Annotated in this window: 25 protein-coding genes and 1 pseudogene; 4 read left to right on the top strand and 22 right to left on the bottom strand. The window is 67.8% G+C overall.

Going from position 1 to position 23,020, the window contains the following annotated elements; genetic code table 11:
- Nucleotides 1-18: 18 nt before the first annotated feature.
- The gene (locus tag AMYAL_RS50015; RefSeq protein WP_026467739.1) at nucleotides 19-225 is read left to right on the top strand and encodes a hypothetical protein; all 207 of its coding nucleotides are present in this window, start codon (nucleotides 19-21) and stop codon (nucleotides 223-225) included.
- Here the strand turns inward: AMYAL_RS50015 and AMYAL_RS50590 are convergent.
- From AMYAL_RS50590 to AMYAL_RS0136060, 20 genes and pseudogenes are all read right to left on the bottom strand, one after another.
- On the bottom strand, nucleotides 222-329 hold the full coding sequence (locus tag AMYAL_RS50590) for a valine--tRNA ligase (RefSeq protein WP_167336188.1): 108 nt from the start codon (nucleotides 327-329) through the stop codon (nucleotides 222-224). The two genes, AMYAL_RS50015 and AMYAL_RS50590, sit on opposite strands and share 4 nt — an antisense overlap.
- 881 nt (nucleotides 330-1,210) lie before the next feature.
- Complete coding sequence (locus AMYAL_RS0136150; RefSeq protein WP_020636174.1) at nucleotides 1,211-1,750, bottom strand: hypothetical protein; 540 nt, start codon at nucleotides 1,748-1,750, stop codon at nucleotides 1,211-1,213.
- 12 nt (nucleotides 1,751-1,762) lie between these two features.
- Nucleotides 1,763-2,617: an SAM-dependent methyltransferase gene (locus tag AMYAL_RS48030; RefSeq protein ID WP_051137594.1), complete on the bottom strand. Its 855-nt coding sequence runs from the start codon at nucleotides 2,615-2,617 to the stop codon at nucleotides 1,763-1,765.
- Nucleotides 2,614-2,874 (bottom strand): hypothetical protein, encoded by a 261-nt coding sequence (locus AMYAL_RS0136140; protein ID WP_143267986.1) that lies wholly within the window; start codon nucleotides 2,872-2,874, stop codon nucleotides 2,614-2,616. The genes AMYAL_RS48030 and AMYAL_RS0136140 overlap by 4 nt, the downstream gene beginning before the upstream one ends.
- A gap of 43 nt (nucleotides 2,875-2,917) precedes the next feature.
- A complete protein-coding gene (locus tag AMYAL_RS0136135) occupies nucleotides 2,918-3,943 on the bottom strand; it encodes a class I SAM-dependent methyltransferase (RefSeq protein WP_020636172.1) in 1,026 nt (341 codons plus the stop codon).
- Nucleotides 3,944-4,242: 299 nt separating this feature from the next.
- A complete protein-coding gene (locus AMYAL_RS0136130) occupies nucleotides 4,243-4,836 on the bottom strand; it encodes a hypothetical protein (RefSeq protein WP_020636171.1) in 594 nt (197 codons plus the stop codon).
- Between the two features lie 210 nt (nucleotides 4,837-5,046).
- Nucleotides 5,047-6,927: a S9 family peptidase gene (locus tag AMYAL_RS0136125; protein ID WP_209447271.1), complete on the bottom strand. Its 1,881-nt coding sequence runs from the start codon at nucleotides 6,925-6,927 to the stop codon at nucleotides 5,047-5,049.
- 148 nt (nucleotides 6,928-7,075) lie between these two features.
- On the bottom strand, nucleotides 7,076-7,222 hold the full coding sequence (locus AMYAL_RS49615) for a hypothetical protein (protein WP_157358229.1): 147 nt from the start codon (nucleotides 7,220-7,222) through the stop codon (nucleotides 7,076-7,078).
- A 59-nt stretch (nucleotides 7,223-7,281) separates the two neighbouring features.
- Nucleotides 7,282-7,503, bottom strand: coding sequence for a hypothetical protein (locus AMYAL_RS0136120; protein ID WP_020636169.1), 222 nt, complete (start codon nucleotides 7,501-7,503; stop codon nucleotides 7,282-7,284).
- A gap of 277 nt (nucleotides 7,504-7,780) precedes the next feature.
- A complete protein-coding gene (locus AMYAL_RS0136115; RefSeq protein WP_020636168.1) occupies nucleotides 7,781-8,512 on the bottom strand; it encodes a helix-turn-helix domain-containing protein in 732 nt (243 codons plus the stop codon).
- Nucleotides 8,513-8,876: 364 nt separating this feature from the next.
- Nucleotides 8,877-9,449 (bottom strand): hypothetical protein, encoded by a 573-nt coding sequence (locus AMYAL_RS0136110; protein WP_020636167.1) that lies wholly within the window; start codon nucleotides 9,447-9,449, stop codon nucleotides 8,877-8,879.
- Between the two features lie 403 nt (nucleotides 9,450-9,852).
- A complete protein-coding gene (locus AMYAL_RS50585; RefSeq protein ID WP_039794678.1) occupies nucleotides 9,853-10,740 on the bottom strand; it encodes a DUF5753 domain-containing protein in 888 nt (295 codons plus the stop codon).
- 113 nt (nucleotides 10,741-10,853) lie between these two features.
- Nucleotides 10,854-11,441, bottom strand: a pseudogene (locus tag AMYAL_RS51155) (SAM-dependent methyltransferase); the annotation flags it as partial.
- Between the two features lie 254 nt (nucleotides 11,442-11,695).
- Complete coding sequence (locus AMYAL_RS0136090) at nucleotides 11,696-12,763, bottom strand: S1 family peptidase (protein WP_143267988.1); 1,068 nt, start codon at nucleotides 12,761-12,763, stop codon at nucleotides 11,696-11,698.
- Between the two features lie 150 nt (nucleotides 12,764-12,913).
- The gene (locus AMYAL_RS0136085; protein ID WP_143267989.1) at nucleotides 12,914-13,360 is read right to left on the bottom strand and encodes a hypothetical protein; all 447 of its coding nucleotides are present in this window, start codon (nucleotides 13,358-13,360) and stop codon (nucleotides 12,914-12,916) included.
- Nucleotides 13,357-14,250 carry an SAM-dependent methyltransferase gene (locus AMYAL_RS0136080; protein ID WP_020636162.1) on the bottom strand — a complete coding sequence of 298 codons (894 nt, stop codon included), beginning with the start codon at nucleotides 14,248-14,250 and terminating at the stop codon, nucleotides 13,357-13,359. Before AMYAL_RS0136080 ends, AMYAL_RS0136085 begins: the two co-directional genes overlap by 4 nt.
- The gene (locus tag AMYAL_RS0136075; protein ID WP_084702232.1) at nucleotides 14,234-15,154 is read right to left on the bottom strand and encodes an SAM-dependent methyltransferase; all 921 of its coding nucleotides are present in this window, start codon (nucleotides 15,152-15,154) and stop codon (nucleotides 14,234-14,236) included. The genes AMYAL_RS0136080 and AMYAL_RS0136075 overlap by 17 nt, the downstream gene beginning before the upstream one ends.
- A gap of 83 nt (nucleotides 15,155-15,237) precedes the next feature.
- Nucleotides 15,238-16,233 carry an ABC transporter substrate-binding protein gene (locus AMYAL_RS0136070; protein ID WP_020636160.1) on the bottom strand — a complete coding sequence of 332 codons (996 nt, stop codon included), beginning with the start codon at nucleotides 16,231-16,233 and terminating at the stop codon, nucleotides 15,238-15,240.
- Between the two features lie 43 nt (nucleotides 16,234-16,276).
- Entirely contained in the window at nucleotides 16,277-16,915 is a 639-nt protein-coding gene (locus AMYAL_RS0136065; RefSeq protein ID WP_143267990.1) for a hypothetical protein, read from the bottom strand.
- A gap of 60 nt (nucleotides 16,916-16,975) precedes the next feature.
- Nucleotides 16,976-17,893 (bottom strand): SAM-dependent methyltransferase, encoded by a 918-nt coding sequence (locus AMYAL_RS0136060; protein WP_167336187.1) that lies wholly within the window; start codon nucleotides 17,891-17,893, stop codon nucleotides 16,976-16,978.
- A gap of 376 nt (nucleotides 17,894-18,269) precedes the next feature.
- On the opposite strand from AMYAL_RS0136060, the gene AMYAL_RS0136055 reads away from it, so the two are divergent.
- Nucleotides 18,270-18,911 (top strand): HAD family hydrolase, encoded by a 642-nt coding sequence (locus AMYAL_RS0136055; protein ID WP_020636157.1) that lies wholly within the window; start codon nucleotides 18,270-18,272, stop codon nucleotides 18,909-18,911.
- Here AMYAL_RS0136055 and AMYAL_RS46985 read toward each other — a convergent pair whose 3' ends face one another.
- Nucleotides 18,912-20,264 carry a helix-turn-helix transcriptional regulator gene (locus tag AMYAL_RS46985; protein WP_093976681.1) on the bottom strand — a complete coding sequence of 451 codons (1,353 nt, stop codon included), beginning with the start codon at nucleotides 20,262-20,264 and terminating at the stop codon, nucleotides 18,912-18,914. It lies immediately after the preceding gene.
- Between the two features lie 105 nt (nucleotides 20,265-20,369).
- Nucleotides 20,370-21,428 carry a helix-turn-helix transcriptional regulator gene (locus AMYAL_RS48780; protein WP_093976682.1) on the bottom strand — a complete coding sequence of 353 codons (1,059 nt, stop codon included), beginning with the start codon at nucleotides 21,426-21,428 and terminating at the stop codon, nucleotides 20,370-20,372.
- Between the two features lie 744 nt (nucleotides 21,429-22,172).
- Here AMYAL_RS48780 and AMYAL_RS49610 point away from each other — a divergent pair.
- Nucleotides 22,173-22,313 carry a hypothetical protein gene (locus AMYAL_RS49610; protein ID WP_020636153.1) on the top strand — a complete coding sequence of 47 codons (141 nt, stop codon included), beginning with the start codon at nucleotides 22,173-22,175 and terminating at the stop codon, nucleotides 22,311-22,313.
- Between the two features lie 70 nt (nucleotides 22,314-22,383).
- Nucleotides 22,384-23,010 (top strand): DUF3558 domain-containing protein, encoded by a 627-nt coding sequence (locus tag AMYAL_RS48775; protein ID WP_167336186.1) that lies wholly within the window; start codon nucleotides 22,384-22,386, stop codon nucleotides 23,008-23,010.
- Nucleotides 23,011-23,020 lie beyond the last annotated feature (10 nt).

The raw sequence follows: 23,020 nt of genomic DNA, 5'->3' as shown, positions 1-23,020 counted from the left end.
AGATCACGCGTGAATGCCGTGTCCGGGGATTCCCGGCACCGTCACGCGGAACTGTGCTGTGCCGGATCGCCCGGCTCGACCCGGTGTCGGCGGCCACCGCCCGCGAAGGCGCCGACGCGGCCCGGTCACTGCGCTCGGCCCGGCGGGACGCCACCGGAGATCACCGGGCTGCTCGAACAGGTCCAGATCGACCACACCCCGGTCGACGTGATCGTGGTCGACTAGCGGCACCGGCTGCCGATCGGGCGCCCGTATCTCACCGCGGCGATCGACGTCTGCTCCCGCAGCGCGGTCGGGATGGTGGTGACGCTGGACTTGCTTGGTGACACGCGGCGCAGCACAGTACATACTGTTCGTATGCGTCCGCCCGGTCGAGCCCAATGTGCGAAAAAGCACCGCAGGTCTCGGCTTTGAGATGTCCACATCTTGTCGATGTTCGTGACGATCGTGCGCGCGATGGTGCCTTGCCTGCGTGAGGCATCTCTTCTTGCAAGGGCATGGGGTTTCCGGCCGCCCTTGCGCGACCGTGCTATTCGGCAGTTCGTAAGCAGCCCGGACCATCCACTGGTCACGGCCTAATCGCGGATCGGCGTCATTCGTCATCCGCGGTGAGCTTATGTAGGCGGCAGACCTAGTGCGCTGCCTCCGGCTCCCGCTTAACTTCGGCAGGGAGTTGGAATGGACCCTCAGACTTTTATCGTGCTCGGTAAGTTGGCGGCTTATGGCCCAGGGGCCGCCGTCGTTGGTCTTTTGATCATGAACTTGCACCGCTTCACCGACGCATACGAGGCGGTCTCAGCGACGCGATTGCGTAACAAGGCGGCGAGGCAGACGCTTAATTGCGAACTTAGTGAGTCCCAACGGGACCACGCAGTGGTCGTCTTTAAAGGGCTGGCCCGTTCAAGGCGGGCAGGCGATGACGAGGTAGCTCCACTCGATCGCGCCGATGCCTCTCCCGCGAAGACGGCGACCAGAGTTCGGCGTAAGAAACCGTCCTAGCGCGTCACGAGAAGAGGAAGGCCCCGCCGGGCGCTCAACTCCGGGTAACAGACGGAGGAGTGCACTCGGCGGGGAAGCGGTCGGCTACGGAGATATTTCGTACTGCCGATCGCCGAGCCTCCGGACCGGTCCTCGGCGCCCCCAAGGGCTCGCGTCGGCGGGACCCAGAAGGTCCGGGCTCTCTACCTAGGAGATCGGCGAACGCGGTGACTCAGTCGCCGTGCCTCCAGGCCCGGACGATGGCGGCGATACCGGTGAGGACGGCGCCGAACGCTCCGGCCGCCGCGAGGTAGGGGGACACGATGGCTGTGAGGCGAAGACGGAACGAGGTGTCATCCCCGTTGGAGTCGAGGCCCTTCGTGTCGAGGAGCCGGGCGGGAGTACGGATGACCTTCCCGGTGACAGGGTCCTTACCCTCGACCGCGTCGAGGATGAGCGCGGCGACGTTTACACCCTCTCGGGTGAGTTGACGAAGAAGGCGGGCGCGTACGGTCCCCACTGCCCCGGCAGCGTGCAGAGGAGCGGGGGTGTAGGCCGGGCTACCGGCCTCGCGCACGGCGGCGGCCGCATCCCATTTCCCTTCGCCGCAGTCGCAGCCGTAGCGTTCGGCTTCGCCGATAACGAGGATGTCGGGCCAGGACGGACGCCGTCGCATACCGCGCGCCAAGGCGTCGAACTGGTAGTTCCCGTCACCGGCGTCCCGCGCCGCCTTGGGTCCCGGCGGCCGCCGTTGGCGTAGTTCCAGTAGCACAGCCCGACCCGGTCATGCGTCGTCTGTCCTCGTGGTGCCTTGGGGTCGTGGTCGTGGTCGTGGTCGTGGTCGTCGTTGACGGCGCCGAGCGCGGGAGGCCGGCGTGTCGCGCCCGGTATCGGTGATGCGGCCGGAGGCGAGGTGAAGGTACGGGGCGGCTCTGTGCCGGCCCCGTGCCTCCAGCGGGCCGAGCCAGCTGTCGACGACCTCCGGTGCGCGGGCGGTGAGCGGTATGCCTGCGTCCTGGTAGGCCCGCAGGAGGCTGGTCAGTGCAGCGTGCCCGTCAGAACCGTCCGGGTCGTCGTAGGGCGTGAGGTGGGAGAGGGCCAGATGGCTTCCTGGAGCGAGTGCGCCGCGATAGGCGGCGAGTACCTCGCCGGGCCGGTCGTCGTCGAGCAGGTGGTCCAGGACCCCGGTCGCTTGCAGCAGGATCGGCTGGGTGAGGTCGAGTACTTGCCGTGCGGTGTCGAGGACTGTGCAGATGTCCCTGATGTCGATACAGGCCGGGGTCGAGCCGCGGAGTCGTTCTCGCTGCGCCTGCCGGTGTCGGATCCCGATCACGACGGGGTCGGCGTCGACGGCCAGTTCGCGGATCCCGCCTGGGAACATGGTGTGTTCCCAGGCGGGTGCGGTGGGCATTCCGCAGCCGAGGTGGAGAATCTGCGTGACCCCGCCGGTGATCGCGTCATGGCGGACGCCGGCCGCGAAGGACAGGGTGGCCGCCGCGACCCGCCACAGCGGAAATGCCTGGTCCGCCCGCTCGCCGAACACGCGGTCGATGCCGAGATTGAAGCTCCCTCCGGCGGCCCGGTCGAAAACACCTGCCGCGCTGACAGCCTCCAGGTCGCTGCGCTGCAGCGCGATCACGCGTCCTCGCCGGGGTCGCGCTGGTAGTAGACGGAGAACGACGCGCGGGTCAGGCTCGGGCAGTCGTCGTCACAAGGCTCGTCGACATGGTCCGAGCAGGGCTCGCGGGTGCGCAGGAATCCGGCGTGCCACAGGTCGATGTCGGTTTGGTCGGGATGATCGAGCCACGCCGCAGCCTTGCGGAGCGCGTCGGCGGGTGTGACGCCGTCGACGATCACCGATCGCTGCCCATGCTCAGATCGGAAGTTGTGTGTCAAGGACGATTCCTTTCTTGTCGGCTGGTGCGCTGCCGCGGGCTGATCAAGGGCGGCGCGTGTCACCCGTGGTAGGCCGGATTCTGGGGGCAGTGCGGTCCTCTGCCGTGATCACGAAGCGGGTGCGGTAGCGCTGGACCTGCATCGTGTGCCGGTCCAGAGCATGGGAGCGCGGGTAGCCGAGGACAGGTGAGGCCACGATCCGTGTGGCCTTGTCCCCGGTCATCGACCATTGCCTGATGCAGTCGGCGAAACGGGCGCTGAGCCTGCCGGCGCCGGGGCCATATGCGGCCACGCCGAGTTCGGTTCGGCCGCTGTCGAGGGATGCCCCGGACTGCGGCACGCGCCGCGTCAGGTAGGCGATGGTGGTCCCGTCGACGAGTGCAGGGGTTCCCGCCGGGGTCGCGAGGGACGCTATCCGGGCGCCTGTGCCGCCGGAGAGCCCGCAGGCCCCGAGATGGCTGGCGGCCAGGATCAGCCACAGACCGGCGAGGTCGTCGCTTTCCCCGGCGGTGACCTCGGTCCACAGGCGGGCGCCGGGGAACCGGTCGAGGTCCTGGCCGAGCCCGGCCGGGTCGATCGGCTGGTCCCGGTCCCACGTGAGCACGGGCCGCTCTCCGGCGAGGTCGAAGGCGACGCTGCGCTCGCCGGGGTGCCGGCGTCCGCCCCGCTCGCCTGCGGCGAGGTAGAGGCGGCTCCCGCGCGCGGACAGGTACCTCCCGTCGCGTTCGAAGCGGAGGAAATGGGTGGCGCCCCGAAGCCGGAGCGCGACGTCGAGCAACCCCTCGGCGGCGAGTTGCGGCCTCCATTCAGGCGAGAGGTCCCAGCGCTGCGTGGTGACCACGATCCGGTCGTAGGGAGGGCGGTCTTTGCCCACCCTGCCGCCCGCACCGCCGACGTCAGCGGCGGTCCGGCTGGCGTGACGGGCGCGGCGGGCGACCTGTTGCGCGAGCTGGCCGCGGCCGACAGCGAGGAGGGACCCGCTGGGTTCGATGACGAGGTGGTCGAGGAGCCGGTCGAGGAGCCGTTTGTCCGCGTCGAGCGAGTGTCCGGCCGGTCGCGCGTTGGCCATGAGTGTTTGTCCATTCAGGCGTGGCCGGTGATTCGGAGATGGGATCACCGGCGGGAAGGTTCCGTTGTGGTGCAGGCGAAGGTTTGCTGTGTCCGGCGGGCCGGAGAAAGGTGGCGGGGCCGCCGTCGCCGGGGCTCGGGTGCGGAGCTCCACTCCTGGCCGTGGGCGGGCTACGACGGTCTGTGCGGGGTAGGTGCTGGTCGCCGCGGGCATCCGTGCACGGATCACCCGCGAGAACCGACGCGGGCAGTGGACCGGTCACCTTCGGCGCTCCGGCATACGGCAGCGCCGATCGGTCATCAAGTTCCGGGGGTGCTGGGCTTTGACATCCAGCCCATGAACGCCAGGGTCGACAGTGCGGCAGCTTTCTGCTTGTCGAGAACGTGGTGTATCCAGGCCCGGAGCGCGATCATCACCACGAACAGGCAGGCCCCGGTCGCATACGACACCCAGCTGGCCATGACGAGGCCGCCGCACGCCGCGTACCCACTATGAACGATCCAGGCGAGCCACCACCACGGTGTCCGTGCCTGATTCGTCGTTAGCGCATCCTGCCGGACGACCGCGTCGAGCTGAAAGGGTCTGCGGCCGTCGGTGACGCAATTCCATACAGCGCCGACAAACCACAACTGGGGGGATCGTGCGGCACCCCGCGCGAGGAGCACGCAGTCGGTCACGAGCAACAGCGTCAAGGGAATCAGCGTCCATACCGTCAGGTGCGTCACGGCGATCACCCCGCACAGGCGCGCGATCAGTCCGTTCAGGAGTGCGGCGAGCGCCGCCAACCCGGCTGTGGTGGCGGTGCCGATCAGCTGCCGGTCGAATGCGCGTGCCGCCTCACGCGCGGCGTGCCCCTGTGGGGTCGAATGCCCATTGTGGTCGGCGTCGTCCATGCTGGCTTTTGCACTTTCGTTCGGTGGTGTACATGTGGTCGTCCGGTAGTGCGGTCCTGAGCCGGGAATCCCCGACGTGCCGTGCCGTGCCGCGGGAGTATGGATCGGTGACTGCGGAGCGAGGCAGGGCTGGTGCACCTGCCGGGCCCGGTGCCGAAGCGGGCATACGGCCCCGCATCGATCCGGGACTGTATGCACCGCCGCACGGGACTAAGCAGATTCGGGTTCGTACTGGCCGTCGAGGTGCTCGGCCAGGAACCGCTCCGCCCTGGCGTAGAACCTCATCCTGTTTCCGGGTCTCGCCAGCCCATGGCCTTCGTCGTCGAACAGCAGGTACTCGGGAGGTAGGCCCTTGCCCCGCAGCGCGGCGACGATCTGGTCGCTCTCGGCTTGCGGGACCCTGGGGTCGTTGGCGCCCTGCACGATCAACAACGGGATCGTGATGTCGTTGACGTGCCAGAATGGCGATCGCTTCCGCAGGCGGTCGGGCTCGGTGTCCGGGTTGCCCACCGTCCTGTACATCTCGGCGATCATCGGGGTCCAGTACGGGGGTATCGCACGCAGGAGGGTCTCGATGTTGCTCGGCCCGCACAGGGAGATGGCGCAGCGAAACACGCCGGGGCTGAAGGCCGCGCCGGCCAGGGCCGCGTATCCACCGTAGGAGGCGCCGTAGATGCCGATCCGGTCCGGGTCCGCATACCCGGACTCCACGGCGAACGCGATGGCGTCCAGGAGGTCGGTGTGCATCTTGCCGCCCCATTCGCGGTTACCGGCGGCGGTGAACGCCTTGCCGTAGCCGGTCGAGCCACGGAAATTAACCTGAATGCAGAGGTAGCCACGATCGGCCAGCCACTGGACTTCCGGGTTCAGCCGCCACGTGTCCCGCGCCCCCGGTCCTCCGTGCACCAGGAGCACGGTCGGCAGCGGCTTCTCGGGGATCCCGGCCGGGAACGTCAGGTACCCGTGGACCTCCAGCCCATCGCGAGCGGTGAAGCGAAACGGCTTGACCTCCTGCAGCCTGCCGGCGAGACGGGGGTGGTCATGGAACAGAAACCGTGCCCGGCCGGTGGCCCGGTCGTACACGTAGCTGGCGGTCGGTCCGTCGGCATGGATATAGGACACGACCCAGGTGGCGTTCGCGCGGTCAGCCGAGACGACGTGAAGGTCTCCGTCATCGAGAGCGGCCAGCGTGTCCAGGTCGCGCTTGATCTCGGGGTCAAGGGCTTGCGTGTGCAGGCGGTCACGCTGGAATGACGCCATGAGCGGCAGCTTTGTCGCGGCGTCGGTGAGGACCGACTCGACGTCGTAGGTCGGGTCTTCGGCGACGACCTCGTGCTCGCCGGAGTCCACGTCGATCCAGACCAACCGCGTGGCGTTGACGTCCGCTGACGTCATCACGAGCAGCCGGAGACCGTCTCCGTCGAACCCGAGCGGCACGGTGCTCAGAGCGTCGATCGGGTCAACCGTCAGCACGGGACGCCACTCGCCGCCGGCCTCGCGCACCATGATCGTCCGGCCGCCATCCTGGTTCGGCCGGACGCCGGCCCGCAGATTCAGCTGGCTGTCGGCCACGAACCCGAGAAACCCAGGGTTGTCGAGGACCTTGACCAGTTCGCCGGTCGCCACGTGCAGCTCGTAGACATCGTGCAGGTGGGGATTGGCCTTGTTGAGTCCGACCAGCACACGTTCGGTGATCTGGAGGTCCTGGGCAATCACTACTGCTTTGACACCGTCGAACGGTGTCAGGTCCCGGACATCGCCGCTGGCCACTGACACGGCGTAGAGGTGCGAGTTTTCGTCGCCGCCCTGATCCCGCGGGTAGAGGAGGTGGTCGCTGTCCGGCGCCCACGTGCACTCGCGGATGCCTCGGTCGCGGTCGGCGGTGAGTGGCCGGGCGTCGTCGTCGGTGTCGACTGGCCGCACCCACAGGTTGAGCACGCCCTCGTGCGGGGCGACCCAGGCCAGCCACCGGCCATCCGGCGAAATCGACGGCGTTGTGTGCTCAGGGTTGCCGAACAGATCGGCACGCGGAATGACGCTTGGAATGACGTTTCCTGCACCCATTTTCAGGTGCTGGGCTGTACTGGTCACGTGACGAAATCTCCTATCTTGGTTGGATACTTGGGTTTGCGTCGCGGCAGATCAGCTCGACCAGCCGCGGACGAGGAGAGCGCCGCCGCACGTGTGGCGCGCCTCGGTGACAAGCCAATCTGCCCGTAGCGGGCGCGGCGTTCGGTCCTCAGCATGCTGGCGGCGCGTGGTCGCCTTGGTCAGTGGATCGCTGGTGATCAGGGGAGAGTGCCGGTGCACGACCGGTGGCGAGCGTCGTCGTGATGGCGAGCAGGGCGAGCATGACGCGAACGGTCCGGCGAGGCAGGTTGAGCATGATCAGCGATCCTTTCGTGGTCGGGAATCAGTGGCCGGGTTCGTGATAGGCGTTGCGCGTTAGAGCGGATTGGACGGTCGACGTGCCTGGTGCGGGTCGGTGCCGAGCGGGCGCTGCTGCGGTATCGGGGCCTGGTCATGAATCCGGGTGAAGGTGCGTTGTGAACGACGCTCGGCATCAGCGATGTACCAGACGAGGATTCCGGCGACGATCACGACAGCGACGACACAGACGGCCAGAAGCACAATGACGGCAACGATCAGCGTGTCGACCACGGTCATCTGATCGGCTTGTCTCGGGAGCTCGCGTGCCGGTGGTTCGGACTGCCTGGGACCCCGGTGCTGAATACCCCGGCCAAGGTCGCTGTGCCGGTGTTTCCCAGGCACCCCAGCACAGGCCGCTTCCGCGAACTCCTCTCGCGCCTGGCCGTGGGCATCGCCTCGATGAGCGCGGTGCCGGGAAACCAGGTCACGGTGGCGTGCACCACATTACTCCGCACCTTGAGTGTCCACAGTGGTCTGTGGGGAAGCAGGAACTGGTCCGTGGTCATGTCTACCGTCAGCGGGGAGTGCGGCGGGTGTCGTGGCGGTTTCGGTTTTCGATGTAGCGGACGGCCCATTCGAACAGCTGCTCGCGCGGTATTCGTAGCGCGTCAGCCAGCTTGATGATGCTGGCTACGCCGTTGATTCCGTTATCGCCGCGCTCGATCTTCGACAGTGTCGATGCCTTCATGCCCGCACGTTGTTGCACCGCGACTTGCGATAAGCCGCGCATGTTCCGGACCCGTGCTACCAGGGCGCCCAGCGGTACATACTGTCCGGCGTCGAGGTCAGGAAAACTCACCCGCGCCGGGGTTTTCTCGTGGTCTGTCATGGACAGTGTCACGTCCTTCTGTGGCAGTTTTCGTGGTGTCGTTCCCGGTTGTCCGGGGTGGAGTGCCGCGCCCGCCTCTGCGGGTTCGTCGAGCTTGGGCGCGGGAACGTGGTCCGTGCTGGTGACCAGCGCGTGGGCCGCGTTGGTGGCGGGGTAGCCGGATCCCCGGTCGATCCCGTGCGCTAGTGCGTCGCTGACGACCCGTGTGGTGAACGTGTTCCGTGTCCGCAACGCCTGCGCGGTGCAGGGGGCGGTGCGGGTCTGCTCGTCAGCGATCCGGCGGGCGCCGGGCTCAGCGGGCTCACCGTCGCGGAGGGCGTTCTCGATCTGCGCGGTCCGCGGATGACAACGACAGCGCCGCGGCGGCGGGTTCCATCGCCGTTGCGCCGCGCGCCTCCCACTCGTGGTGTGCAGCACGGCGCGGCCGCAGGCACCCTGGGGCGCGTCGACGGCGTGTGGAACAGGTACCGGTGACGACCCCGGCGTTGCGGGCGTCACGCGGGGCTTCCTGACATCGCGGTGATGTCACCGGCGTGGTCGTCACCCGTCTCGAGCGCCGGGGACCAGCAGGAGTGCGCCGTGCCCGGTCCCAGCAGACGGTGCCGGCCGGTTCAGGCTGACGGGCAGGCAAGTCCGAGGAAGCCTTGCGGTGCCGAGCGGACGTGCTGGCGAGGACAGCGTTGCGGCGAGTGTGGAGCACAGTAGGTCCTTGATGGTGTCGCAGGGATCATGAACGCGGCGCCGGAGACCCGACGGTCACGGCAGGGGACTGCCGCCGGCGTCAGGGGCAGCCGACGGCGGCCAGGGCGAGGCGTGTCGGGCGGTCGGCGGGAGTGATGCCGGAGCCCCAGATCTCGGCGCGGGCCGGGGACGGCCATTGCTGGCCGGTTCTGGTGAACTGCAGTCGCCCGCCCAGGGATCCGGTGATGGTCACGGTGTCGGTGGTGATACTGAGCGCGGAGCCGGGGGCGGTGTATTCGGTTCCCGACAGGCACCCGCCGCGGTAGTCCCGGATCCCGGCCCAGGTGTCCGGGACGAAACCGGTGTCCGCGGGCGTGCCGGCATCGAACAACACGACTGCGGCTACCAGCGGGATCACGAGGGCGCTTCCTCGGATCCATGGGCGGCGGTGGAACGTCGAGCCCACCAGCCGACCCAGGACGGCCCCGGCGACTCCCGCCGACGCGACCAACCCGACCAACGCCGGCATCGGCTGGTAGAACCTGCCGCTCCAGATCGCGAGGCCGGTACCGATGGCGATCGTGCCGCCCCACCACGCCATGTCCGCGATGAGACTCGGGTCCTGCTGGCCGCCGCAGAGGTTCCGGTGTGTGGCGAGGTCGGAGCGTGGCACGACCGTTCGTGTACCGCGGCGGCGGACGGGACGATTCGCCCGGCGAGGAGCCAGCGCACGTCTGGCCCCGGTCGCGGGAGGCCGCAGCCGGGGCCCGCGGTACCGGCGGGCTCCGGGCGGGGTAGCGCGGGGCTGATCGGGTTCGTTCATGCGGTATCTCCTTCGGGTTCGTGCTCGTCCGTGGCGGCGGGCCGGGGGCGCGGGCGCGGCGCCAGGCGTGGGAGGTGAGGGCTGTGTAGCCGGTGGTAGTGCAGGGCGGTCCCGAACCCGGGTCTTGGACCTGGTGATCCCGCGGTCGAGGGGGTGTTCGGCGCGCACGGTGACGGTGTGTCGTCGGCCAGCGTGGGTGAGGGCGCCTGGTGCACCGGGCCGGTATGGCGGTCCGGGCGATCGGCCACAGCGGTCACGATCGGCATGGCGCCACCCGGTTGAAGGTGTCCGGGGCGAGAAGCCGGGCCGTGGATTCGGTGTCCGGCAGGGCGGCGGCCGCCAGCTGGGCGATGGCCTGCCGGTAGGTCGCGAGATTGCCGGGGTCGTCGAGGACCAGCTGCGCGGTCGGGGTGCGGACGGTGATGACCTCGTTGCCGTGGTCGTCCTGGAACAGGGCGAAGCCTGGCCAGGCGGTGACCGGCGCGGTAGCGGGGATGATTCTGACGTGCCAGCGCAGGCGCTGGACCATGGTGTGAAGGTGGCGGCGCTGTCCGGCCGCGACCCTGCCCGGCAACGGCTGGTTCAGGACGTGCTCGCCGATGTAGGACGTCATGACCGGTCCTGTGTCTGCGCACAGGACCGATTGGCGTTCCTGGCGTGCGGCGGCACCTTCGGTCACGGTCTCGTCGGTGAGGAGCTCGGTGCCGCGCAGCATGGTTTCGGTGCAATCGGTCGTCTGCAGCAGCAGTGGCAGCTGGTGCGGGTCATAGGACGTGATCGACACGGCGGTGGTCTCGAGGAAACGAAGTGTCGGCAGCATGTCGGGCACGTCGGCCGGATGGGCCTGGACGCTGTGCGCCCGTGGGGACAGACCGGCCAAGGTGGACAGCCGGCCGATCTCGTGGGTGCTCGCGTTGGCGGCGAGCAGAAACTTCCCCACGTCCAGCCTGGTCGCGGCGATGTGCCCGTTGATCAAGCGGCCGGGTCTTCCCACGGTCCAGCCGAGAGTCTCCGCGATTCTTGATTTCGTGCGGCCCGAACGCCGCAGGACGCCGCGCAGCGCGGCGCCGAGTTCACGGCTCTGCGCCGACGATCCCGTGGCGGAAGCGGACGGTTCGCCGGACGAGAGGAACGAAGACACGATGGATCACTTTCTACGGTGCACAGGACAAGTGGCGGGTGAGGCACGTGGCGTCTTGGTGACGCAGGCGCGGCAGGATCTGGGCGATCTGTCAGCAGGTCACAGACCGGGCGATCGAGGTCGAGGATCCCCGCATTGCCGAGATCGTTGAGCATCGTGGCGACCGCGAAACAGTTCCCGCGCACCGCGTGCGCCGACAGGTGATCGCGGCGAGGGGACCGGTCGAGCCAGGCACGGTTGCGGTCGAGTACTTCGGCATCGTTGTCGACCAGCACCAGGCTGAGCGTGCCGCCCGCGGACCGCGTGCCGGCCAGCGCGCTGTAGGCGGCGCTGCTGTCGGCGAGCCCGCAACCCAGGTCCAGGAACTGCGTGATCCCCCCGGCGAGCGCGTCCTCGACGACACGCGTGGTGAAGCGGTCCCGTTCCTTGACCGCCACGGCCGCGGCAGGGGAGATACGCGACAGCTCAGCGGCCAGCCACCGGTCTTGCGGGGAGGCGAGCGTGCCGTTGCGGAACGCGTCGTCGACCCTGGCGGGGTGCGGGCGTTGTTCACACGGGGCCGGGAGCGAACCCCAGTGCTTCTGGTTGTTGGCGCGCTGAACGGGGGTGTGGAGCCCTTTGCAGCAGTTGAGCGGGCGCGGGCAGGGGCCGCCCCAATGTGACACCTGCTCGCCCCGCCACCGCGGGGTGGCCGGGATCATGACCGATCTCCCGCTGTCGCGACGGTGTCCGGCCGGTTCAGTCCGGGTTCGCGGGCGGCGGCGTTGTCGGCGGTGGCCTTCCGGAAAAGCGAGTACAACAAGGATCCTTTGATACGTCGAATGTCGAATCGAGGTCACGAGAACGCGGCCAGCGACCGCGTGTCCCGCAGAGCCGCGGGCGGGTTCTTGGTGAAGGAGCGAGGGAGACGGAACGGTGACGGTCCGGAAAGGACGGTCACCGATCCGTCCATCTATTAGCCCGCCAACATCAGATCCGCCTGCGTGACCCGCGTCTGCGCATCACGCTCGTGCATGGTGCGGACGATCCACAGCAGGAATCGCGGTTCCGCGACCTGCGTGTAGATCGTCGAGGCGACGCAGGCCTGCGTGAGCGAGCGCGACCCGAGCCCGATCAGGACCCAGTCCCGCCCGTACCGCTGCAGCGCGCCACCGCCACTGTCCCCGGCGCACGCGGTGCCGCCGTTCGGGGCGGTGCCCAGACAGACCTCGCCGCGCCCGATCCCGGCCTTGGCGCAGTCGTCCTTCGGGGAGATCGGGACGTCGAGCTGCCGCAACCAGCGGGGTGCCGGTGCACCCCAGTGGGACGGATCCGGGTCGGTCACGCCCCACCCGATGATCCGGGTCTGCTTGCCCGCCTTGGGATAGGCGAGTTTCGCGGGCTTGACCAGCCAGCCGGGGACCGGGTGGTCCAGCTGGATCAGGGCCAGGTCCCAGACGTAGCCGTCCTCGCCCGGCGTGCCCCATTCCCAGTATTTCGGGAGCGAGATCGACGCGACCTTGCGGACGGCGCCACCTTGGTGCCGGTTGGTGGACCCGATCCGCAGCGTGTACTGCGAGGGATCCTGCGGATCGGCTGTCGTGCCGACTCCGGCCCGCTGCGGGGGCGGTGCCTGTTTGAACGCCTGCCATGCCAGTTCGCCTGCCTTGTCCGCACGTTGCGGCGCGGGAGGCATCACGGACAGGCAATGTCCCACGGTGAGCACGAAACTCGGGGCGATCAGCGCACCGTTGCAGGTGTGCCAATCCTTCACGCCGTTCTTGAGCAGCTGGATCGACCCGGCGCCGGCGTAGGCCTCCCGTGCCCGTTCGCCGCCGACGATCATCGGCGACACATCGTCGCCTCCGGGGTCGACCGCGGCCGGGCTGGTGGTGCTGGCGGCTACGGCCGGGGCCGCGCCGTGGATCCCGCCGTCGGCGGCAGCGACCGGCGCGCCACCAAGCCCGGTGGCGACGAACGCCGCCAGGGCGGCCACGGCGACGCGCAACCCGCCACGGCGGCGGGGTCTTGTCGTGTTCTTCACTGTTTCCCTTCTGTGCCAGTACTTTCCGACGCTCGCGCGAATGCGCGAGCGCGACTGTGGGCCACCGGTAACACCGGTGGCGGTGTGCGGCGACATCGACGGCCGAGCGCGACGTTCGCCGCACCTGTCGCGGTCCAGCTGGAGTCCCTGTCAGGACGCGACGGCTTTGGGCCCCGCATGCGGTGGCCTGTCGTGCCGGGCGGTGGACTCAGTTGCGGCCGGGGCCGCGCCGGATCGGGCGGCGTCGACGAGCTGCCGGTAGAGGTCCGGCTCGCTACCGGGGCTGGGGGACTGGGCCATGTAGGCCACCGGGTGGCCGGGGTCGGAGCGGTCAACCACCAGCCGGACCGCCGTACCTGCCTGGACGTCGACGAACCAATGCTCCGTAGGCGAGCAGCGGTGCACGATGTGCCGGCCGAGGGCATCGGACAACAGTGGTCCCGCGTCCTCGCGATCGAGCACCAGGCCGTCGTCGACCCTGGTCGCCCGCACCTCGGACACCTTGACGGCGGCCTTGTCGACGAGATCCGCCAGCGGAACGACCCGTTCCGACGTGTGGTGGGCGGCGCCCGGCACGGCCGCGGTCGTGGTCGTCACGACGCGGTCGTTGCGATCGCGCACCACACCGGAAGCTCCGGCCCCGTGAGCCCTTCGGGTGGCGGCTCGGCCCAGTGCGACACCGGGGCCACGCCAGGATCGTGGAGTTTCCAGCCTGGTCCGGTGAACCAGTCCTCGATCTCCGCGCGGTCTCGCAGCGTGAGTTCTGGCTCGGGTGTCTTACGCAGATGCCGGGCCAGGGCCTCGAGCGCGGCGGCCGCCGGGGTCCCCGCGGGGGCGGGGCCGAGGGCGCTGACCGCGACCATACTGCCGGGGGCGAGGGCGCGGTGGTAGGCGCGGAGCAGCTCGTAGACGTCGCCGGGCCAGTGCGACGGGTCGCCGGCCATCGTGAGCCCCAACGGGGTCCCGAGGTCCAGCGACCAGTTCCCCGGCTCGTGCACCGCGTGCAGTGGCCAGTGGACCTCGTGGACCGCGGCATGCACGGCCGCCGCTCGCTTCTGTCCCTGCTTCTCCAGCACGATGCCCTGATGAGCGGACGGGAAGGTTTCGCGGGCCACCAGCACCGTGGTGGGGTCGGCGACGTGGCCCCGGACCAGGGTGTGCTCGGTCTCCTCGGCGACGCCGAGCGGCAGCCCCGCGCGCAGGACGACGAACTGGCTGATCTGTCGTTCGGTGGCCGCGAAGGCGATGGCCTTGGTGAGGAACTGCCGTTGCGCGACCAGGGCCTGGCGATAGCCGGGCACGTCGTTGTCGATGTGGCGGGCCAGGTGCAGGTCGGCCTGGTAGATACCCATCTCCGTGTGCTCCTCGAATGCCTTGTCGAGAAGGACTCCGTTGACGCGGGCGACGGTCGGGTGGTTGGTCTCTGCTTCCTGATCGGGCACGGTCCCGTGTGGTGTCAGGGAATGCGGGTCAGGCGATGTCGTCATGGCCGGGCCCTTCCGTGTGCGGTGTGGTTGCGTTCGGCGGAACCGGTGCCGCGCTGCCTGGGCGGCGGGCGGTCAGCGTGAGCAGCTCCGACACCGCGTGCACTGTGGACGGTGGCGCAACATCCCCTGGCGGGGCTGGGTTCTCGGCCCGGAGCTCGACACCGCCGCACTGCTCCAGGTGCCATTCGTGGGGATCGGTGAAGAGCTCCACCAGCTCGGAGGCGCTGCGCAGGACCAGCGGCGACCGGACGCTGTTCCGGAACTGGATCTGGGCGGGAGAAAGTCCTGCATCCGCGGTCGGGGCCGGTTCCCCGGCCGGTAGCTGGGTGACCGACACCCAGCTACCGGCCGGCAGGACGTGCCAGAGCCCGGCGAGCAGAGCGCGCGGGTCCTGGGTGTGCTGGAGCGCGGGGGAGAGCAGGACACAGACGGGTTTGGCGAGGGTGATATCGCCGGTGAGACCGGCGACACGCAGGCACGACGCGATGTCGGGATACGACGACCTCCACCGCACGTTCGTGTCGCCCTGGAACGACCTGACCATCCACGACCGGACGGCGGGCTCGTCGTCGTCGAGCAGGTACAGCACGCGGCAGCCGGAACCGGCCGGGAGCCGCTGGTGCACGGGCGTCCACGGCGGGAGGTCGGGGTCGAGGACGACGTAGTGCCGGAACCCGGCTTCGTAGGCCTGGGCGAGGACACGGTCCCGGACGTCGTGCTCGGCCTCGAGCGCCGCGGCGAAAGCAGGCATGCAGGCGCGGATCCGTTCCGCGGCCGCGTGGGCGCTCGGGTCGCCGGTGCGGCCGCCGAGTGCGGCCCGAACGCGGGCGCGGGTCGCGATCCAGTGCGGATCGCCGTGATCGGACACCAGCGTGGTGCCTGGGGTGCTGGGGTGGTCAGTCATCGTTGTGCACTCTCGTGTTCGCGGGATAGGGGCAGGCCGACGTGGGGACAGCACACTGCCGTTCAGCAAGCGAGGGGCCGTGACTACTGGTTCGGTGGCGGCGCGATGATCAGGTCGGCCATCCGGATCGGCCGGTCGATGACGCCGTAGCGGCGCATCAGGTCCGGGACACGCTGCAGCTCGGTCATGATCGGGTCGCTGCGGTACACCGGCAGCGCCATCAGGGCGGCTGTGTCGGCGTCGATCCCTTTCAGGTGCTTGACCGCGGTGTCCTCGACCAGCTTCCGGTTCGCCATCGCCGCTGCCGCCGCGTCGCGCATGGCGAGCTGGAAACCGGTGATCGCCGCCGGGTTGGCGGCGGCGAACTTGTCGATGGCGCCATACAGCCCGATCGGGAAGTCCTGCGCGGAGCCGGTCGCCGGATCCGCGATCGGGCGCAGCCCCTGTTTCTCCGCCGCGGTCGCGAACGGCTCGGGGAACAACGCGGCCGCGATGTCGTCCCGCAGCACCGCGGCCGCCATGGCCCCGAATTCCAGGTTGGCCCAGGTCACCGATGTCGGGTCGGCGCCGTGGTCGGCCATCAGCGATTTGGTCAGCGTGTCACTCACGCCGCCTTCGGCGTTGCGGCCGAGTTTCTTCCCGGCCAGGTCCGTGACCGATTGCACCGGTCCGTCCGTGCGGGCGAGGACTCTCATGGTTTTCTTGCCGGCGACGGCGGCCTCGGCGACGATCTTGAGCGGGAGACCGCCGTTGACGGCGTTGACGGCGGCGATGTCGCCCGCGTAGGCGATGTCGGCGTCACCGCTGTGGAGTTTGGTGATCGCGTCCTGCCCGCTCGCGGCCGGGACCAGCGTGACCGCGATGCCCCGCTGGGCGAAAAGCCCGTGGTCGATCGCGATGTGCAGCGGTGCCACATCCGCCAGCGCCAGCGCGGCGACCTTGACCGGAATACCCGGACCAGGAGCGGGCTGATCGCCGCCGAGGAGCCCGCAACCGGCCGTGGCGGCGAGCAGAGCGGCAGTGACTGTGGCACGGATGCCGGTGCGGGCGAGCCTGTGACGAAGGAGAGTAGGTCTCATCGGGAGTTCTCCGGGATCAGGGGATGACGAATGCGGCGCCGGGTCAGCGGCGCAGGCGCCGTCGCGACGACGCCCGGTGGTGGGGCGCGTCGCCGCGCAGGAGCAGGCCGGTCAGCGACTCCGGGCATGGGCTGCGCGGTTGCAACCCCGGCTTGTCCAGCTGGTCGCGGTGCAGGCCCGCCTCGTCCAGAATCGTCCAGAGCGCAGCGGCCCGGCCGTCGTCCGGGGTGCCGCCCTGGTGAGCGGCGGCGAGCATGCGATGCCAGAAAAACGTGAACTCCGGACTCTTCAGGACCCAGCCCCGGAAGAGACCCTTGCGTGCGGCATGCCCCCGCTGCACCGCCGTCCACGCGACCGTGTACGCCGGTCCCTCGATCGCAGCGAGCATGTCCTCGACACCGAGATCTCGAGACAGGGTCGCGAGGATCGCGCGACCACACGGCGCGGCCAGACACTCGACCGCCGCAGGGTCGAGAACCTCGACACGTCCACTGCGGACGCTCACCGCGCCGCCGAGGACGAGCTCGGCGACAAGACCGCGCGCTACCGCTGATCTGTCTCGATGAATCTGACGCGGGACCACGTGATCGCGGTGATACTCCTCGGTCGCGGACAGCACCAGCGCCGGAAGAAACGTCGGTCTCGCGTCCACAGTCGTCGTGGAATGCGATGGTTCAGGCACTGTGTTCTCCCCTGGGGGCGAGAAGGCTGGCCGGGGCAGCCCTCCCAGTGATGTGGATGGCTAGGCGATCGGCGTGGGTTTTCCTTTGCGGGCGAGGCCCGCGAGGTTGAACTGATCGATGGCGTAGCGCTCGCGGAACGGGCCGGGTGGATACCACTCCGAGCACGGAACAGGTTCCCGACTTTGTGTCAGTGCGTTGGGAACGAACAGTTCGAGGTCGCCGAACAGCGCCTCGATGTCTTTTCGCGGCAGGAAAGGGCGTGTCCCGAGGCCTTGCGCCGCGAGTTCTTCGCCTGCCCGCTGTGCCGCCTTGGCTCGGTGGGGTTCCTCGGGTGCGCACAGATGCGTGAGCGCGAGGAACGAACCGTCCGGGAGCGTGTCGATCAGCCCAGTGGTGATGTCCGCCGTGGTCCCTTCCTCCCTGGCGGGTGCGAACGGCAGAGTGGCGCAGTGCAGAACCGCTATGGGTTCCCCGGAATAGAGCGGAACGTGCGGCGTCTCATAGAGTTCGCGGAGAAAACCGGGATCGTAGATGTCGGCCTCGACGACACGGACCATGGACGAGCGTGCGTTGATGGCCGTGTCGTAGACACCGAGTGCGTGGGCAAGGATGACGGGTTCCGGCTCGGCATAGATCACGGCAGCATCGGGGCGCGTTCGGTGAATACGGTCGTGCAGCGGATCTCCGTCCACGGACCATTGATCGGCTCCGCAGACCACGAACGTCGTCACCGGCGTGCGCCGGAGCATCATCTCGCAGACCCGCAGCTGAAAGCGGCGATCCTCCACGAACAAGCGACCCGCGGCATCGGCCCCATCGGGAAGGGCCCGGCGGACCTTGCCCGCTAGCTCCCGGTCCAGTTCGTAGTGGTCCTTACCGCCCACCAGCGCGTCGATAAACCGCGCACGGCTGTAATCCTCGTGATGAGCCAGGTGCTCTGACGGAATCAACCGCGGAACGGCGGCACCGGAAGCCACGTGCATCAACCCCTCGAAAATGTGATGGGGTGATCTTCATGACGAGGTGGTGTGGCGACCAGGAAGGTCAACCGGGCGGTGACCGGAAGCAACCGGAAGGTCAGATATATTGACCAGCGGAAACAACGTTGCGTAATCAGTAAATTCTGGGCGGGTCACCCATTCGGTGTACAGACCCGGATCGCTGTCTATTGAGCGTGCCTGATCGCCCTGCGGCAAGCCGTCAACGTGTTCCGCCTTCTGGACGTCTGGGTGCGCCCGATAGGGTCAGGTCCACGGTGTAGGCCGGTATTGCGAGGCTTGCTTCGGGCGCGTAGACGGCACATGGCAGGCCAGGTAGTCGCCTGTGGACCAGGAGAGAAAGGGTAGACGCTTCGTGATCCGCTCCGTGGTGTTCGACGTCGGCGAAACCTTGATCAAAGACGACCGGGAGTGGGGAGCGTGGGCCGATCGGCTCGGCGTGCCCTTGAACACGCTGTCCGGTCTCGTCGGCGCGGTTACCGCGGCTGGTCGCAACAACGCAGAAGCGTTTCAGCTCATTCGCCCCGGCTTTGATCTGGTCGCCGAGCGTCGGCTTCGGGAGGAGGCTGGGGTTGGCGAACGGATCGAGGAGTCGGATCTCTATCCCGACGTACGGCATGCGCTCGAAGTCCTGAAGGCGGCGGGCTATTGGCTCGGGATCGCCGGCAACCAGACGGACAATGCCGCCGGGTTGCTCCGACGGCTCGCCTTGCCCGTCGACGTCATCGCCACGTCCGGGGAGTGGGGTGTCGCGAAACCGGATGCCGGGTTCTTCCGCAAAGTGATCGAGTTTGCTCCTGGGGGCCCGCACGAGATCCTTTACGTCGGGGATCATCGGGACAACGACATCGTGCCCGCCCGCTCGGCTGGCTTGCGATGTGCGCTGATCCGCCGAGGCCCGCTCGGATACTTGTGGGCGGATGACCCGGTCGTGCGCGAGAACGCGGACTGGGTGATCGACTCGCTCGCAGACCTTCCTGGTCTGCTCGCGTCGTGACTACGGCCCGAAGGAGCTTCGGCCTTGCGGCTTGGCCAGGGTGGCTGCGAAATCGCTGAAGGCGTCACGCAAGTCACCGCGCGTTGTGAGCTCAAGGTGGTCGATCACCTCGATGACCTGCGGATGCTCACGAACGTGCTCGGGAGCGATGCGCTTGGCCTCCCTGAACGCGCTCAACACCCGCGCGGGCTGATCAGCCAGGTGAAACGCGCGTCCCAGATCGATGTAGAAGTGCGAGCGGCGCTCGGCTGGCATCCTGGTCGGCGGCGCCCAGCCGCTAGCGAGGCGCAATGCGGCGCCGACGTCGCCAAGTTCCACCGAGAGCGCCAGCCAATGGATACGTACTGACGGTGGCCCGAACGCTGTTCCCAGGTGGACACCCTCGTCGACCTGCCGCGCTGCCTGCTGTGCCTCCTCGATGTGGTCACGCGCTCGAAGTGCGCGTCCCGCCCGCGCGGCCATCACGGCCGCCCTCATGTGCAACGTCCCGTACGTCGCCGCTGCGGTCTCGGAGGCATTGACGTCGATCCTGTCGGCGGCAGTCGTCAGCATCAGCCTGCCAGCTTCCAGATCCTCGGATGCGAAGAAGACTTCGCCCCGCACATATGCGGCGCTGCCGACGAGAAGGTCATCTCCGGACAGCTGCGCCGCATCCTTCATCAAATCGATAATCCGCGCCGAGAGGTCGTAGTACCCGTGCTTGTCCGCGATCGCGTCAGCGGCCCGATAGACACGAGCAAGCAGGCCGGCATATTCCGCCTCAAGCCCAGACGGCGCCGTGAGGACGGCCCTGTGCAGTTCCGGGAGCAGGTCAACGACGGCAGCAGCCAGAACGGCATAGTCCGATTGCAGCCTCAGCCCGACTACTGCACGAACGGCGAGCGTCAGCTCGTGCAGCGGGCGAATAGGGCCGTCCACAGGCTGGTCCCGTGTGTCCAGAACCCGACGAAGCTGCGGAATATCGTTGTGCACCAGACTCAGGGCACCGACCGCCGGCCAGGACGTGTCCTCCCGCGAGTCTGCGAGGCTCTCACGAGTGCGTATCAGCCCGTCAGCGTCAGCGGTTCGATCCTGGACCAGAGGTCCGCTACCTGATCGTTCATCGTCGTGATGTTGATCGGATGAGGCGGACACGTTGGCGGCGGAAGGGTCGAGGCGAAGGGTGAGCTGGCGGCGAGTGATGCGCAATTCACTCGCGAGGCGCCGATGGAGATCGGGAGTTCTGGGTTTGTAGGTTCCGTTCTCCCAGTTGCGGACGGTCTTCACGTCAACGCCGAGTGCGGCAGCCAGGCTTTCCTGCGTGTGACCTGCGCGCTCACGATCAGCAATCAGGCCGCGCCGTGGAGTCTTCATCAAAGTCCTCTCGGCCGCCCTGCGACGCGCATCGCCGCAGGTCAAGGCTACCAAACTTTCGATTCGCCCTTTGGATCGCTCTGGCCGGAGCTGACCAATGGCGACTCACCCTGCGCCGGCAAGTTCGCGTCGTCGCGCCGCCCACTCTGACTCAGACCAGTCCGGTGGCATCTCGGCCAGACAGTCAACCGCAGCCTGTCTTGCACCCGAATAGTCTCCGAGTGCGCGCAGCACAAACGCCTTTTGCCCAAGAAAGAAGGGCGGCGTATACCAATAGCCCGAAGACGGAAGGTCCGTGTCATCAGGCAAATGCTCAACGAGACCGTCAGCGGACAGAAGGAGAGCTACGCTTGCTTTTCGCAAGGCCGAACGCGCCAAAATCTCAGCTCGCTGAAACAGCTCATAAGCACGAAGACCTGCATGCACTCGTTTATCTCGTAGTGCCGCCTCCGAGAGGGCATCCGCAGAACTCAAATCGAATCGCCTCAAAGCTGAGTAGGCGGAAAAGCTGAGCGCCGTCGACAAACGGAGCGGGTCATCCGATTCTAGTGCTACCACTGTTGCTCGATCGAGGTGCCGCTGCGCTGTGTGCCAGTCCCTGCTGGGTATCGCCAGCCAGCCTCGATACTGTTCGACCTCGGACAATAGTCCAGTTGCGTGGCGACGGATGCTTGCGCGAGATGCATTAGCGAAGCTGTTTGCAATCCTTTGAACTTCGCCGACGACAGGAATCACGGCAGATGAAGATGTATCGTCTTCTGCGTGTCTAATGTATGTAAGGCATCTTTGGAGGATGTCCAGAGTGCTGTGGTCGACGGATTCTGGCCAGTGTAATGAGTAGGACAGCCGGTCGGCTTCCTCGCTGTCGAGCGCCTCTTCGAGGACCGACGCCAAGCGAGGCGGGCGTGCCTGATGTTCCGCAAGTTGATCTGGGGGATCGATTTCGTTGTGGGCTGTGTGATCAAAGCGGAGGGTAAGTTGGCGGCGCGTGATGCGCAGTTCTTCTGCGAGGCGCCGATGGAGATCGGGAGTTCTGGGTTTGTAGGTTCCGTTCTCCCAGTTGCGGACGGTCTTTACGTCAACGCCGAGTGCGGTGGCCAGGCTTTCCTGCGTGTGACCTGCGCGCTCACGATCAGTGACGAGCGCACGCCGTGGCTCTTTCATCAAGATCCTCCCGTCAGCCTGATGCACGCATTGCCACTGGTCAAGCGTAGCAAGCTTCCGGTGAGCTTCCGGTTACGGATGGGCGGGCGCCCTGGTGGGGCTAGCTGAAGGAGCGCAAGATCATGTGCCGGTGGAAGTTCGGTCTGGCTAGTCCTCGACTGGGGATCGCCTGAGCAGGTCCAGTGCCTACCAGGGCAATTCGCCCCCATCGTATTGAGAAGGAATTACAGTGAAAGTCGCCCGATGCTTGGCACATCACGCTTCAACAGGTAGAAGCGAAGCGCCATCTGAGTATTGACACCGCAATCGCAGGTCGGGACGACGTTGGTCGGTTGCGATGGACACCGCCTCATCGGCGGGATGTCCTGCGGTAATACCGGTGTGTCAGCGGCTCATTCGAGCATCGTGCACGCGCTGGATCTCGACGCAACGCGCCAGTGCCAGATCATTCTCCCGCTGTGCCTGCCGGCATCTATTCGCGCTGAGCATGTCAGCCGAGGGCGTCGCGGCGTACCGCAGTTTCGTACGCGACCGTCTCCGGTGGACTGTTTCAGGTGTCTGGACGAGCTTGACAGAGTCGCCACGACGTGGCTGTCGGCCGCTGTCTCCGACAGCTCTATCTCTGCAAGTGCTCGGATTTGGTGGGCGCAGGTACGTGACCGGCCACTGTCGACCTACCGGTGCGATTCAGATGCGTACCTGGCCGGGCGTCGTGACCGGCACGTTGCGTTGACCTTCACACCGATGGTGATCCTGCCGTCGGCGTTGATCAGCGCTGATGGTGACGTGGTGTCTCACAGCGGTGATCTGTTCGAGTCCGGTTCTGAAGAAGGCGATCTCGCGGCGGTACTCCGCCGCGTCCTAGCAGGCCTTTCGGGGCTGTAGAGGGGAATTCGTGTTGCGTGGGTCCGTGGTGATGTCTGGTCAGCGGCGACATCATCGTCGAGGCGGCGGCATGACCCTGCGGTCCGGGCCCGCGTTGCGGTGGGGAGCGTGCTTGTCGGCGGTCGCGGTGATGTTGGGCGGGTGCGGCCCGTACCCGTCGCCACCTGTGCCGTCGCCGACGACGACCCGGACGATCGGGGCCACGACATTGGTGCCGCCGTACGCGGGTGCGCCAGCGGTGCGGGATCCGCTGCCGTTCTCGGTGCTGTCCGGTGATCCGTGCACGACGGCCCTCGCACCCGCGCAGGTTCGGCAGGTGCTGGGCGCCGAGGTCAGGGGGAAGATCGACCGCGATGAGTCGCGGGGACCGGCGTGCTTGTGGGAGAACCCGGTGACCGCGCGGGTTGTCAGGGTGGCCTTCGCGACGAAGTACCGTCAAGGGTTGAGCGCGGTCTACCCCTCACGTCCGCCTGGCGAGGAGCGGATGTGGCGGGAGTTGCGGGTTGGGGGATTCCCCGCGGTCGCGGCGAGGCAGGAGCGGCTCTCGGTCTGCACGGTCACGGGCGGGTTGGCCGACGACGTGGCGGTGGGGGTCTCCCTGGTCGACGATGCCGTGGCCAGCGGTGATCTGTGCGCGATGACGGGGCAGGCTGCCGAGCTGGTCGTGGCCACGTTGCGGAACCGGGTCGGCCGGTGACCGCTGGGAC

The sequence above is a fragment of the Amycolatopsis alba DSM 44262 genome (genome assembly GCF_000384215.1).
Lineage (GTDB): Bacteria > Actinomycetota > Actinomycetes > Mycobacteriales > Pseudonocardiaceae > Amycolatopsis > Amycolatopsis alba.
The sequence above is the reverse complement of the archived record's forward strand: the minus strand, read 5'-3'. Positions and strand labels throughout refer to the sequence as shown.

Excerpts from the sequence above, each read along its gene's own strand:
- AMYAL_RS0136135 (WP_020636172.1), bottom strand. The coding sequence starts at position 3,943 with ATGGCCAACGCGCGACCGGCCGGACACTCGCTCGACGCGGACAAACGG.
- AMYAL_RS0136130 (WP_020636171.1), bottom strand. The coding sequence starts at position 4,836 with ATGGACGACGCCGACCACAATGGGCATTCGACCCCACAGGGGCACGCC.
- AMYAL_RS49615 (WP_157358229.1), bottom strand. The coding sequence starts at position 7,222 with ATGCTCAACCTGCCTCGCCGGACCGTTCGCGTCATGCTCGCCCTGCTC.
- AMYAL_RS0136120 (WP_020636169.1), bottom strand. The coding sequence starts at position 7,503 with ATGACCGTGGTCGACACGCTGATCGTTGCCGTCATTGTGCTTCTGGCC.
- AMYAL_RS0136080 (WP_020636162.1), bottom strand. The coding sequence starts at position 14,250 with ATGACGACATCGCCTGACCCGCATTCCCTGACACCACACGGGACCGTG.
- AMYAL_RS0136075 (WP_084702232.1), bottom strand. The coding sequence starts at position 15,154 with ATGACTGACCACCCCAGCACCCCAGGCACCACGCTGGTGTCCGATCAC.
- AMYAL_RS0136070 (WP_020636160.1), bottom strand. The coding sequence starts at position 16,233 with ATGAGACCTACTCTCCTTCGTCACAGGCTCGCCCGCACCGGCATCCGT.
- AMYAL_RS46985 (WP_093976681.1), bottom strand. The coding sequence starts at position 20,264 with ATGAAGACTCCACGGCGCGGCCTGATTGCTGATCGTGAGCGCGCAGGT.
- AMYAL_RS48780 (WP_093976682.1), bottom strand. The coding sequence starts at position 21,428 with ATGAAAGAGCCACGGCGTGCGCTCGTCACTGATCGTGAGCGCGCAGGT.
- AMYAL_RS49610 (WP_020636153.1), top strand. The coding sequence starts at position 22,173 with ATGGTGATCCTGCCGTCGGCGTTGATCAGCGCTGATGGTGACGTGGTG.
- AMYAL_RS48775 (WP_167336186.1), top strand. The coding sequence starts at position 22,384 with ATGACCCTGCGGTCCGGGCCCGCGTTGCGGTGGGGAGCGTGCTTGTCG.